This window comes from Pseudomonas sp. S49 (assembly GCF_009866785.1).
Lineage (GTDB): Bacteria > Pseudomonadota > Gammaproteobacteria > Pseudomonadales > Pseudomonadaceae > Aquipseudomonas.
Genome location: NZ_CP019432.1, coordinates 2,978,880 through 2,992,130, shown reverse-complemented (window position 1 = coordinate 2,992,130; position 13,251 = coordinate 2,978,880). Strand labels below are relative to the sequence as shown.

At 60.1% G+C, this 13,251-nt stretch carries 10 protein-coding genes; 4 read left to right on the top strand and 6 right to left on the bottom strand.

What is annotated here, in order from left to right; genetic code table 11:
* The first annotated feature begins 141 nt into the window (after positions 1-141).
* Together PspS49_RS13250 and PspS49_RS13245 are read left to right on the top strand one after the other, a co-directional pair.
* Positions 142-1,800, top strand: a complete 1,659-nt coding sequence (locus PspS49_RS13250) for a nitrite/sulfite reductase (protein WP_105708966.1) — start codon at positions 142-144, stop codon at positions 1,798-1,800.
* Complete coding sequence (locus PspS49_RS13245) at positions 1,784-2,278, top strand: DUF934 domain-containing protein (RefSeq protein WP_007912572.1); 495 nt, start codon at positions 1,784-1,786, stop codon at positions 2,276-2,278. Before PspS49_RS13250 ends, PspS49_RS13245 begins: the two co-directional genes overlap by 17 nt.
* 68 nt (positions 2,279-2,346) lie before the next feature.
* Here PspS49_RS13245 and sohB read toward each other — a convergent pair whose 3' ends face one another.
* Complete coding sequence (gene sohB / locus PspS49_RS13240; RefSeq protein WP_127927073.1) at positions 2,347-3,378, bottom strand: protease SohB; 1,032 nt, start codon at positions 3,376-3,378, stop codon at positions 2,347-2,349.
* 204 nt (positions 3,379-3,582) lie between these two features.
* On the opposite strand from sohB, the gene PspS49_RS13235 reads away from it, so the two are divergent.
* Both PspS49_RS13235 and PspS49_RS13230 read left to right on the top strand, forming a co-directional pair.
* Positions 3,583-4,293 (top strand): histidine phosphatase family protein, encoded by a 711-nt coding sequence (locus PspS49_RS13235; RefSeq protein ID WP_150774536.1) that lies wholly within the window; start codon positions 3,583-3,585, stop codon positions 4,291-4,293.
* A 64-nt stretch (positions 4,294-4,357) separates the two neighbouring features.
* Positions 4,358-4,675 carry an SCP2 sterol-binding domain-containing protein gene (locus tag PspS49_RS13230; protein ID WP_007912567.1) on the top strand — a complete coding sequence of 106 codons (318 nt, stop codon included), beginning with the start codon at positions 4,358-4,360 and terminating at the stop codon, positions 4,673-4,675.
* Positions 4,676-4,834: 159 nt separating this feature from the next.
* Here PspS49_RS13230 and PspS49_RS13225 read toward each other — a convergent pair whose 3' ends face one another.
* The 5 genes from PspS49_RS13225 to PspS49_RS13205 form a co-directional block, all read right to left on the bottom strand.
* Entirely contained in the window at positions 4,835-6,409 is a 1,575-nt protein-coding gene (locus PspS49_RS13225) for an ABC transporter ATP-binding protein (RefSeq protein ID WP_160039687.1), read from the bottom strand.
* A 1-nt stretch (position 6,410) separates the two neighbouring features.
* Positions 6,411-7,433: an ABC transporter permease gene (locus PspS49_RS13220; RefSeq protein WP_160039685.1), complete on the bottom strand. Its 1,023-nt coding sequence runs from the start codon at positions 7,431-7,433 to the stop codon at positions 6,411-6,413.
* Entirely contained in the window at positions 7,433-8,497 is a 1,065-nt protein-coding gene (locus PspS49_RS13215) for a microcin C ABC transporter permease YejB (protein ID WP_127927065.1), read from the bottom strand. Before PspS49_RS13215 ends, PspS49_RS13220 begins: the two co-directional genes overlap by 1 nt.
* Complete coding sequence (locus PspS49_RS13210; RefSeq protein WP_127927063.1) at positions 8,484-10,325, bottom strand: extracellular solute-binding protein; 1,842 nt, start codon at positions 10,323-10,325, stop codon at positions 8,484-8,486. The genes PspS49_RS13215 and PspS49_RS13210 overlap by 14 nt, the downstream gene beginning before the upstream one ends.
* Before the next feature lie 225 nt (positions 10,326-10,550).
* Positions 10,551-13,205 (bottom strand): TonB-dependent receptor, encoded by a 2,655-nt coding sequence (locus PspS49_RS13205; protein WP_160039683.1) that lies wholly within the window; start codon positions 13,203-13,205, stop codon positions 10,551-10,553.
* Between the last annotated feature and the right edge of the window lie 46 nt (positions 13,206-13,251).

Here is a 13,251-nt window from a genome sequence, read left to right as displayed (position 1 = left end):
ATAACTGCAAACAGGTATATTGCCCCGGCTCCCTTAGGGAGCGCGCGGCCGTGCGCGCAGAATTGCAGAGGCACCATCGGACTTCAGCAAGCGAAAACGCAGCGTTTTCCGAGCAGCCCAAAGCCTGAGAACAGGACTTATATGTACGTATACGACGAGTACGATCAGCGGATCATCGAGGACCGCGTCAAGCAGTTCCGTGATCAGACCCGACGCTATCTGGCAGGTGAGCTGAGCGAAGAAGAATTCCGCCCCCTGCGCCTGCAAAATGGCCTCTACATCCAGCGCTTCGCGCCGATGTTGCGTGTGGCGGTGCCTTACGGCCAGCTGACTTCGCGTCAGACGCGCATGATGGCCAAGATTGCCCGCGACTACGACAAGGGCTACGCCCACATCAGTACGCGGCAGAACGTGCAGTTCAACTGGCCGGCGGTGGAAGACATCCCGGACATTCTGGCTGAACTGGCCACCGTGCAGATGCACGCGATCCAGACCAGCGGCAACTGCCTGCGCAACGTCACCACCGACCAGTTCGCCGGCGTCGCCGCCGACGAAGTGATCGACCCGCGCCCATGGTGCGAAATCGTCCGCCAGTGGACTACATTCCACCCGGAATTCGCCTACCTGCCGCGCAAATTCAAGATCGCCGTCAACGGTTCGACCGCTGACCGTGCCGCCATTGAAGTCCACGACATTGGCCTTGAGCCGGTGCACAACGCCGCTGGCGAACTGGGTTTCCGTGTGCTGGTGGGCGGTGGCCTCGGTCGTACGCCGGTGGTTGGCGCGTTCATCAACGAGTTCCTGCCGTGGCAGGACCTGCTGAGCTACCTCGACGCCATCCTGCGCGTGTACAACCGCTACGGCCGTCGCGACAACAAATACAAGGCGCGGATCAAGATCCTCGTCAAAGCCCTCACGCCTGAAGTGTTTGCGCAGAAAGTCGATGCGGAAATGGAACACCTGCGCGGTGGCCAGACCACACTGACCGACGCTGAACTGCAGCGCGTGGCCAAGCACTTCGTCGACCCGGACTACAAAGCGCTGGAAAACCAGACCGCGCAACTCGCCGATCTCGACAAAGAGCATCCGGGTTTCGCTCGCTGGCGCACCCGCAACACCCTGGCGCACAAAAAGCCGGGTTATGTCGCCGTAACCCTGTCGCTGAAGCCGACCGGCGTTGCCCCGGGCGACATCACTGACAAGCAGCTCGATGCCGTCGCCGATCTGGCCGACCGCTACAGCTTCGGTCAGTTGCGCACCTCGCACGAGCAGAACATCATTCTTGCCGACGTCGAGCAAAGCCAACTGTTCACCCTCTGGGGCGAACTGCGTGAAGGCGGTTTCGCCACGCCGAACATCGGCCTGCTGACCGACATCATCTGCTGCCCTGGCGGTGATTTCTGCTCGCTGGCCAACGCCAAGTCGATCCCGATTGCCGAATCGATCCAGCGCCGCTTCGATGATCTCGACTACCTGTTCGACATCGGTGAGCTGGACCTGAACATCTCCGGTTGCATGAACGCCTGCGGTCACCACCATGTCGGCCACATCGGCATCCTCGGCGTCGACAAGAAAGGCGAAGAGTTCTATCAGGTCTCCCTCGGCGGCAGTGCCAGCCGTGATGCGAGCCTGGGCAAGATCCTCGGCCCGTCCTTCGCTCAGGAAGCCATGCCTGACGTGATCTCGAAGCTGATCGACGTGTACGTTGAACAACGTACCGAAGACGAGCGCTTCATCGACACCTACCAGCGTATTGGCATCGACCTCTTCAAGGAACGCGTCTATGCAGCGAATCATTAAGAACAACGAGGTCGTCGACGAAACCTGGCACTTGCTGCCCAAGGATTTCAACATCGACGAGATCAGCAACTGCGACGATCTGATCGTGCCGCTGCAACTGTGGCGCGAACACAGCCGCATGCTCAAGGCTCGCGACGGCGGTCTGGGTGTGTGGCTGGACGCCGACGAAGAAGCCGAAGAAATCGGTGAAGACGTCGCCGAGTTTCAGGTGATTGCCTTGAACTTCCCGGCGTTCACCGACGGCCGCAACTACTCCAACGCCCGTCTGCTGCGTGACCGTTACGGTTTCAAAGGTGAACTGCGGGCGATTGGCGACGTGCTGCGTGATCAGCTGTTCTACATGCACCGCTGTGGCTTCGACGCCTTCGCCGTGCGCGCCGATAAAGACCCGTACGAAGCCCTTGAAGGTCTCAAGGACTTCTCGGTGACCTATCAGGCCGCCACCGACGAGCCACTGCCGCTGTTCCGTCGCCGCTAAGTCTTCAGGTTTAGCGCGAACAAAAAAACGCCGGTCATGTGACCGGCGTTTTTTTATGCCTGTTCGATTTACCAGAAGCGCTGCTGGGTCAAGCGGCTCCACCAGCTCAGCAGCACGCGGTCGACTGAACCGCTGGCGGCCATGCCAATGCGCTCTTGCAAGCTTTTGCGCTCGGCATAGTGCAGGTGATAGACCTCGGCCTTTTTCGCCCGGTCTGCGAGGTACTCATCGCTGGTCTTGAGTTCATCGACCAGTTGTTTATCCAGCGCCGCGACGCCGAGCCAGACTTCACCAGTGGCCACATCGTCAATCGCCAGTTGCGGGCGATAGCGGGCGACGAAGTTCTTGAACAGCTGATGAGTGATGTCCAGGTCTTCCTGGAACTTCTCCCGGCCCTTCTCGGTGTTTTCGCCAAACACGGTCAGGGTGCGTTTGTACTCGCCGGCGGTGAGGACTTCAAAGTCGATATCGTGCTTCTTCAGCAAGCGATTGACGTTAGGCAATTGCGCCACAACACCGATCGAACCGAGGATCGCGAACGGCGCGCTGATGATCTTCTCGCCGATGCACGCCATCATGTAGCCGCCGCTGGCTGCGACCTTGTCGATGCACACGGTCAACGGCACGCCGGCTTCGCGAATACGCGCCAGTTGCGACGACGCCAGGCCGTAGCTGTGGACCATGCCGCCGCCGCTTTCCAGGCGCAGGACGACTTCGTCTTTCGACGTGGCGAGGGTCAGCAGTGCGGTGATTTCATGGCGCAGGCTCTCGGTGGCCGAGGCTTTGATGTCGCCGTCGAAATCCAGCACGAACACACGAGGTTTGGCCTCGGGCTTGTTCTTCTGCTTCTTCTCGCTTTTCTCGGACTTGGCTTCGCCCTTGCGCAAGGCCTTGAGCTGATCCTTGTCGAGCAAGGTCTGCTCCAGCCGCTCGCGCAGGCCCTTGTAGAAATCATTGAGCTTGCTGACCTGCAACTGACCGGCAGATTTGCGCCGGCCTTTGCTGCGCAATGCAGCAAAACTGGCGAGCACTACCAGAATGGCTATCACCAACGTGACGGTCTTGGCCAGGAAGCTGGCGTATTCGGTGAAAAACTCCACAGAGACTCCTTAGAACAGTGCGTGGATGTGAAACACACGCGGGATGGCTCCAGCATACCCATGCGCCGGCTCATCGGCCAGCCGTGAAACCTCTGGCAACACCCCTGTAACGGGCATTTCAAACAAGCGTATGTTTTTTCATTGACAGCTACCCGTCATCCTCATAACCTCGCCAAACCTTCAACGTACCGGGATGACGCGGACGTGGGCAGTATCTATTTGATTCGACATGGCCAGGCCTCCTTTGGTGCAGACGACTATGACGTCCTGTCGCCGACCGGTGTGCGTCAGGCAGAAATCCTCGGTCAGCACCTCGCTGAACTGGGGATCAGCTTCGATCGCTGCCTCGCCGGAGACCTGCGTCGTCAGCAGCACACGGCCACCAGCGCGCTGGAACAGTTCGCCGCCAAAGGTCTGTCGGTGCCGATCCTGGAAACCGATTCTGCCTTCAACGAATTCGATGCCGACGCGGTGATCCGCGCCCTGCTCCCAGACATGCTGGCAGACGAGCCGGAAGCCCTCGACATCTTGCGCAACGCCGCGCAGAACCGTGGCGAATTCCAACGTATTTTCGCCCTGATCATCGAACGCTGGCTGGCCGGCACTTACGACCCGCCCGGGCTGGAAAGCTGGCTGGGTTTCGTCGAACGCGTCCAGGCCGGGCTGCAGCGGATTCTCGATCTGGCCGATAAAAACCAGAAAATCGCCGTGTTCACCTCCGGCGGCACCATCACTGCCCTGCTCCACCTCATTACGCAAATGCCTGCGAAACAGGCCTTTGAATTGAACTGGCAAATCGTCAACACCTCGCTCAACCAGCTGAAGTTCCGCGGTCGCGAGGTGGCTTTGGCCTCCTTCAACAGTCATGCGCATCTGCAGCTGTTGAAGGCTCCGGAACTCATCACTTTCCGCTGAGTCCGGTTAACTGTGAACCTTGCTGTAATCAACCAGCTCCTATTATCCAAGAAAGGATCGAACCATGACCTCCGTAGCCGATGCCGTAAAAGCAATGCAAGCCAAGTTCAACCCAGCCGCTGCTGCCGGTCTGGATCTGGTCTTCGGTTTCAACATCACTGACGAAGACAAGCAGTACTCGCTGATCGTCAAAGACGGCACCTGCGACATCCAGGAAGGCGAAAACCCGGACGCCAACTGCACGCTGGTGCTGGACAGCGAAACCCTGAAAGGTATCGTCAGCGGCGAAACCGACGGCATGCAGGCGTTCATGGGCGGCAAGCTGCGCGTTGAAGGCGACATGATGCTGTCGATGAAACTGTCCGAGCTGTTCCCGTCGTAATAGCGACGTTCAGTGACACAAGAATCCCGCCCCCTGTGGCGGGATTTTTGCGTTTCGGCCCTGTAGGAGCTGCGGCACGCTGCGATCTTTTGACCCTGTTTTTTTAGAACGCAAAGTCAAAAGATCGCAGCCTCGTTTCACTCGACAGCTCCTACAGGGTTACCCGCTGAACGAAGCGGCCAGCAACTCTCGGGTATACGGATGCTGCGCTGCATGAAACAGCGTATTTGTCTCGCCACGCTCCACCACTTCACCGTCCTTCATCACGATCAAGTCATGCGCCAGTGCTCGCACCACCGCCAGATCGTGGCTGATGAACAGATAGGTCAGGCCGTGCTCCGCCTGCAAACGCCGCAGCAAAGCGACGATCTGCTTTTGCACCGTGCGATCCAGTGCCGACGTCGGCTCATCCAGCAGGATCAAGTCGGGCTTGAGCACCAGCGCCCGGGCAATCGCGATGCGTTGCCGCTGACCACCGGAAAACTCGTGGGGATAGCGATGCCGTGTGGCAGGGTCGAGACCGACTTCACGCAACACATCGATCACCGCCCGTTCGCGCTCAGCGGCATCCAAATCGCTGTGCACCTGTAGTCCTTCGGCGATGATCTGCTCCACACACAGGCGCGGACTGAGGCTGCCAAACGGATCCTGAAACACCACTTGCAGGCGTTTGCGTAGCGGCCGGAGTTGTTTGCCGCTCAAGTGCTCCAGCGCCTCGCCTTGAAAGCGAATACTGCCTTGCGCATCGAGCAAACGCAGAATCGCCTGGCCCAGCGTCGACTTGCCGGAACCGGATTCGCCGACAATCCCCAAGGTCTTGCCGCGCTGAAGCTTCAAGTCAATGCCGTTGACCGCGTGCAAGTACGACTTCGCGCGCAGCCAGCCACCGCCCAAACGGAAGCGCACATTGAGATCACGCACCTCCAGCAAATCCTCCGCAGGCTCCCGGCACAACGCTTCGCCACCCGGTTCGGCGTTGAGCAACTCGATGCTGTAAGGATGTTGCGGTGCGTTGAACAACTGTTCACACGACGCCTGTTCGACAATCACCCCGCCGCGCATGACCGCCACCCGCTGAGCGATATTGCGCACCAGATTCAGATCATGACTGATGATCAACAGCGCCATGCCCAGGCGCTCCTGCAGTTCTTTGAGCAACAGCAGAATCTTGCGTTGCACGGTCACGTCCAGCGCGGTGGTCGGCTCGTCGGCGATCAGCAACTGCGGCTCGCAGGCCAGCGCCATGGCAATCATCACCCGTTGTCGCTGACCGCCCGACAGTTGATGCGGATAGGCCTTGAGCCGCTCGCGCGGGCGCTGAATACCCACCAGTTCGAGCAACTGCACAATTCGCTGACGCGCCGCCGCCCCGGCCAGCCCCTTGTGCAGCGCCAGGCTCTCGCCCAACTGCCGCTCAATCGTGTGCAAAGGGTTCAGCGAACTCATCGGCTCCTGAAAAATCATCGCGATGCGGTTGCCACGCAATTGCCGCAAGTAGCGTTCATGCACGCCCAGCAGCTCTTCGCCGGCATAGCGGATGCTGCCGTCGATCCGGGTGATGGCCAGGTCGAGCAATTGCAGAATGCTGTGCGCCGTTACCGATTTGCCCGAGCCGGATTCGCCGACCAGCGCCAGACATTCGCCGGGGCGGATATCAAGGTCGATGCCGTGCACCACAGACTGGCCATTGAAGGCGACGCGCAGGTCGCGTATTTCGATCAGATGTTCTGGCATATCAAGTCCTCGGATCAAACGCATCGCGGCAGGCTTCGCCGATAAATACCAGTAGCGAAAGAATCAGTGCCAAGGCAAAGAACGCGGTCAAACCCAGCCACGGCGCTTGCAGATTGCTCTTGCCCTGGCCGATCAACTCGCCCAGCGAAGCGCTGCCGGCCGGCATGCCGAAACCGAGAAAATCCAGCGCCGACAAAGTCGCAATTGCCCCGGTGAGAATGAACGGCAGATAGGTCAGCGTGGCGCTCATGGCATTGGGCAGAATGTGTCGAACGATTACCTGCGCATCGCCGACACCCAGAGCCCGCGCCGCTTTCACATATTCCAGGCCACGGCTGCGCAGGAACTCGGCCCGCACCACATCGACCAGGCTCAACCAGGAAAACAGCGCCATGATCCCCAGCAACCACCAGAAATTCGGCTCGACAAACCCGGACAGAATGATCAGCAGGTACAACACCGGCAGCCCCGACCAGACCTCCAGCAAGCGCTGACCGATCAAGTCGACCCAACCGCCGTAGTAACCCTGCAACGCGCCGGCAGCGATGCCAATCACTGCACTCGCCGCCGTCAGCGCCAAGGCAAACAGCAGCGATACACGTGTGCCGAAAATCACCCGCGCCAGCACGTCGCGCGCCTGATCATCGGTGCCCAGCCAGTTGTCGCCGGTGGGCGGACTCGGCGCCGGCTCCGTGAGGTCGTAATTGACCGTGTCGAACGCGAACGGAATCGGCGCAAACCACATTCGCCCGCCCTGCCCCTCGATCAACTGCCGCACCTGAGCACTGCGATAGTCCGGTTGAAACGGCAACTCACCGCCGAAGTCCTGCTCGGTGTAGCGCTTGAACGCCGGGAAATACCAGTCGCCCTGATACGTCACCAGCAGCGGTTTGTCATTGGCCACCAGCTCACCGCCGAGGCTCAGGCCGAACAGCGCAAGAAACAGCCACAACGACCACCAGCCGCGCCGATGCGCCTTGAACCGAGCCCAGCGGCGCTGGCCGATTGGAGACAATGTCAGCATCAGGCAGCCCTCGCGGTGAAGTCGATGCGCGGGTCGACCAGCGTGTAGCAAAGGTCGCCGAGCAGTTTTATCAGCAGGCCAAACAGGGTGAAGATAAACAGCGAGCCGAACACTACCGGATAGTCGCGCGCCACTGCCGCTTCGTAACTGAGGCGCCCGAGGCCATCGAGGGAAAAGATCACTTCAATCAGCAGCGAGCCGCCGAAGAACACCGTCACCAATGCTTGCGGCAAACCGGCAACGACCAGCAGCATCGCATTGCGAAACACATGGCCGTACAACACCTGCCTTTGATTCAGCCCTTTGGCGCGCGCGGTCACCACGTACAGCCGTGAGATCTCGTTGAGAAAGCTGTTCTTGGTGAGGATCGTCAAGGTCGCAAAGCCGCCAATGACCAAGGCAGTCACCGGCAACACCAAGTGCCAGAAATAGTCGGCCACCTTGGCCCACGGCGACAGTTCGGCGAAGTTGTCCGAAACCAGTCCGCGCACCGGAAACCAGTCCAGCGCCGTGCCGCCGGCAAACACCACGATCAGCAGCAGTGCGAAGAGAAATCCGGGCAACGCATAACCGATGATGATCGCCACGCTGCTCCAGACATCGAACGCCGAGCCGTTGTGCACGGCTTTGCGAATGCCCAGCGGAATCGACACCAGATAGGTGATCAGTGTCGCCCACAGGCCCAGCGACAAGGTCACCGGCAGCTTCTGCCAGATCAGCTCAGTGACGCTGGCACCGCGAAAGAAACTCTGACCGAAATCCAGTTGTGCATAGCTTGTGAGCATCAGCCACAAGCGCTCGCTGGGCGGTTTATCGAAGCCGTACTGGCGCTCGATATCGGCCACCAGTTTCGGGTCCAGCCCACGCGTCGCGCGGGATTCGCCGCCAACCGTTTCGACATGGCTGGAGCCCACTGCCGCGCCGACACCGATGCCTTGCAAGCGCGCGATGGCCTGTTCTACCGGGCCTCCGGGCGCGGCTTGCACGATGACGAAATTGACCAGCAGGATCGCGAGCAAGGTCGGCACGATCAGCAGCAGACGCCGCAGGCTATAACCCCACATGGCTGTACTCCTTGGGCATCTGGGTGGCGGTCAGCGCGGTCGGGCTGATTTCCCACCAGGTGTCGAGACCGGCGTCGTACAGCGGGGCAATCGCCGGTCGGCCGAAGCGGTTCCACCACACCGTGGAAATCCCCGGCGGGTAATAGTTGGGCACCCAGTAATAGCCCCACTGCAACACCCGATCCAACGCATGAGCATGACGCAGCAAACTCTCGCGATTGTCGGCCTGCACCAGCCCTTCGAGCAGTGCATCGACGGCCGGATCGCGCAGCACCATGTAATTGTTCGAGCCGGGATCAGCGGCGCCATCGGAGCCAAAGTAATTGAACATTTCGCGCCCCGGCGCCTGACTTACCGGGTAACCGGCGACGATCATGTCGTAATCGCGATTGCGCACGCGGTTGGTGTATTGCGCGGTGTCGACCTGGCGGATATCGAAGCCGATGCCGATCTGCGCCAGGTTGCGTTTGAACGGTAACAACAGCCGTTCGAAACCTTTCTGGCCATTGAGAAACGTGAAGTGCAGCGGCTCGCCATTGGCGTTCACCAACTGATCGCCCTGAGGTTTCCAGCCAGCGGCCTCCAGCAGTTTCAGCGCCTGCAATTGTTCCGCGCGGATATTGCCACTGCCGTCGGTTTTCGGTGCTTCAAACACCGTGGTGAACACTTCATCGGGAATCTTTCCGCGCAACGGCTCAAGAATCTTCAGCTCTTCGGCATCCGGCAACGCGGTGGCCGCCAGTGCGCTGTGGGAGAAGAAGCTGCGCTGACGCAGGTACATGCTGCGCATCATTTGCCGGTTGCTCCATTCGAAATCCCAGAGCATGGCGATGGCCTGACGCACCCGGCGATCCTGAAACAGCGGTTTTTGCAGGTTGAACACAAAGCCCTGCGCGCCTTGCGCAGCACCGGGTGCGAGGTGTTCACGAAGCAATTTGCCTTGCTCGAGTGCAGCGCCCGCGTAGCCGATGGTGAAACTGGTGGCGGAAAACTCGCGGTTGTAATCGAAACCGCCAGCCTTGAGCACCTGCCGCGACACGTCGGTGTCGGCGAAGAACTCCACGCTCAGTTGATCGAAGTTGTACAGGCCACGAGTGATCGCCAGATCTTTGGCCCACCAGTCCTGCACCCGTTGAAATTTCACGCTGCGCCCGGCATCCACCGCGCTGATGCGGTACGGGCCGCTGCCCGGCGGAATCTCGAAACCGCCGCCCTCGGCGAAATCGCGGGTGCGCCACCAATGTTCGGGCAGCACTGGCAGTGTCGCCAGGTCCAGCGGCAAGGTGCGGCTGTCGTTGTTCTTGAAGAGGAAGCGCACTTGCGTCGGCGACTCCACGACAACCTCGGCGACATCGCGAAACTGCTGACGGTATTTGAGGCTGCCCTGAGTGGTGAACAGCTCGAAGGTGTAACGCACGTCTTCGGCGGTGATCGGCGTGCCGTCGTCGAAACGTGCCTTGGGGTTGAGGTAAAAACGCAACCAGCGGCGATCCGGATCGAGCTCCATCTGCTGCGCCACCAGACCGTAGACGCTGTAGGGTTCGTCCTTGCTGCGATAGGCCAGTGGCGCGTAGAGCCAGCCATCGATATCGGCCACGCCGGTGCCTTTGTCGGTGTAAGGAATCAGGTGATCGAACGGGCCGCTTTCCAGCGAAGAACGGCGCAGGCTGCCGCCCTTCGGTGCGTCGGGATTGGCGTAGGCCAGGTGCTGGAAGTCGGGGGCATATTTGGCGGGTTCGCCGTAGACCGTTAACGCCGGTTGCGGGGCGGCCCAACTGAACGGAGTCAAAAGCGCACATGCGCTGAATAAAATGAGCCTGGAGAACATGGGCAGATCCTTTTACACGGTGTCGCTGTCGGCCTCTTCGCGAGCAAGCTCGCTCCCACATGGATCTTCCGTGAACACAAATCCCTGTGGGAGCGAGCTTGCTCGCGAAAGCGTCAATGCAGTCAACACACCTTCTGCCTACCTGTGATGTGCAACAGGCCGGCGATTTTTATAGAGCAGGCTTTAGATCAATCGGTGACTAAAACCCGCCACAACTGACCACTTTCAGAACTTGTAACTGACTCGCGTGTACAGCGTCCGCCCAAACGGGTCGCCGTATTTCGGGTCGTAGCCGCTCTGGAACGTGTAGGTCTGGTTGCTGAACGGTGGTTCGCGGTCAAACAGGTTTTTCGCGCCGAGGGTCACGCTCAGGGTCTTGCGCCAGGTGTAAGTGCCGGCCAGATCCCAGACGTTGTACGAACCCACATAATCGTGAGTGTCGCGATCAGAGTCGTGGTAACCGCTGGTGTAGCGGTTGGTAAGGGCCGCACCGAACGGACCGTAATTCCAGCTGCCGGTCAGGCTGTGGCGCCAGCGCGCCACGGCACCCGCCGACGCAAAGTCACCGCCACGGAAATCGCCCAGCTTGTCGATGTAGTCGCCCTTGAGTTGCTGCTGATAGTCATAACGGGTGACGTAAGTGCCTTGCAGGCCGATGCCGAAGTTGCCGTACGGCGTGCTCGGTAAACGGTAATCGAAGCTGACGTCGACGCCGTTGGTCTTGATCTTGCCGAGGTTGGCCAGCCCGGTGACGATGTGATCGATGGAGCCGTCCGGCTTGCGGATCAGGCGATCCGGGTACAGCTCAGGATTCTCGAACACCGCCGATTCGGGGAACTCGGCAATCTGGTTGGCGATGTCGATCCACCAGAAATCCAGCCCGACGCTCAGACGCTCGAACGGTTGATAGACAAACCCGAGGGTGACGTTGCGCGCGGTTTCCGGGCTGAGGTCGGTATTGCCGCCGCTGGTGCGATTGAACTGCTGCGCGCAATCGCGGTTGGCGATGCCGCCATTGCTCGGATTGCCGCCAGCGCACAAGCGCGGATCGTTGTAGTTGGCGTTGGTAAAACTGGTGAAAGTCGGGTTGTACAACTCATACAACGATGGCGCGCGAAACCCTTCGCTGTAGGCACCGCGCACGACCAGTTCCTTGAACGGCTGGAAGCGGAACGAGTACTTCGGATTGGTGGTGCTGCCGAAATCGCTGTACTTGTCATGGCGTACGGCGGCGGACAGTTCGAGGCTGTCGAGCACCGGTACGTTGACCTCGGCGTATTCGGCGGAGACGCTGCGATCCCCGGCAACGCTGCCGTTCGGATCAACACCAAGACTTTGCACGTCGCCGGCAAATGCTGCGAAATCCTGATGGAAGTCTTCCTTGCGATACTCGCCGCCCAGCGCCAATGCTGAAGGGCCGGCACCGAACCAGTCGCCGATTTCACGACTGATGCGCCCGTCGATGGCCTTCACCCGCCCTACCGCCGTGGCGTAATCACCGTCCACCGCGTTGGCCGCCAACAGCGCGGAACCGGCAGCTGTCTGCGGACCGAACGGGTTAATCACGCCGTTGGCAATGCCGGCGCTGACCGCACGATCATTGACGTAGCCGTCCTCGATGCTGTTGACCACTTTGTTCTGGTTGTACGAAGCGCCGACGTTGTAATCCCAGCCGACCAGCGTGCCATCAAAACTCAAAAGCAAACGCTGACTGGTGTTGTCGTCTTCGTGCTGGCGCGCGCCAACAGCGGTTTCACGCCAGTTGACGTCAACCGGTTGTGTCGGATCGAGGGCGAATCCGTTCGGCCCAGGGGTAATGCCGTTACCCGGATAGAACGCGGTGCCGGGATTGACCTGATTACCCATCAACGTGCCGGGGCCGATTTGCGTGCGGTTTTCGTTGCGCGCCCAGAAGTATTCGAGGCTGACGTTGTGATCGTCCGACAGCTTGCCCGTGGCTTTGGCGAAGGCCGAGGTCTTCTCGGTTTCCGGCACCAGATCGAGGTAGTTCCACAGGCTCTGCCGGCAGATTCCGTTGCGTGCCAGCAATCCCGGTGCGTTGCAGCCGGAACCGGCCAATGGATTGGTGGCGTTACTGCCCTGGCTCCAGTTGGCCGGCGAGGCGGTGCCGGAGGTGTAGTCGAGTCCACGATTCGGCTGGTAGTTATAGGTGTAGCCGCGATCTTCGGCGGCCAGGCGTTGTTGCTTGTCGTAACTGACCACGCCAAACACGTTGAAGCGATCATCCTGCAAATCACCGAAACCCCAACTGCCGCTGAAGTTACGGCTTTCACCGCCCCCCGAATGGGTGGGCGTGTCGTAGTTGGTGCTGATCTGCCCTTCGGTGAGGCTGGTCTTTGTGATGAAGTTGATCACCCCGCCAATCGCGTCGGTGCCGTACAACGCCGAGGCGCCATCGCGCAGTACTTCGACACGGTCAATGGCGGCGAACGGAATGGTGTTGAGGTCGACACCGGAGCCATTGATTGCGTTGGTCGCGTTGTTGCTCAGGCGACGGCCGTTGAGCAGCACCAGGGTTTTATTCGGGCCAATGCCACGCAAATCCGCATACGACGCACCCCCACTGCTCGACCCTACCGAGCGACCGGAACCCACCGAAGACTGGTTGGCGGATATCCGGCTGACCAGTTCCTCGGTAGTGGACACGCCCTGCTCGCGCAGCTCTTCTACGCGCAGGATGGTCACCGGCACCGCAGTTTCTGCATCGACCCGACGGATTGCCGTCCCCGTGACTTCGACGCGCTGCAGTTGAGTCGTCGGTTCGGATACCGTGCTGTCGGCAGCGATGGCCGGCAGCGTGTTGATTGCCAGCAGCAAGGCCAGGCTCAAAGGTGATTTGACGGGTGAAAACTGAATCATGAACAGCCATCCCTGCGTTTTGGTTTATGCAGGGATGTGCGATGAA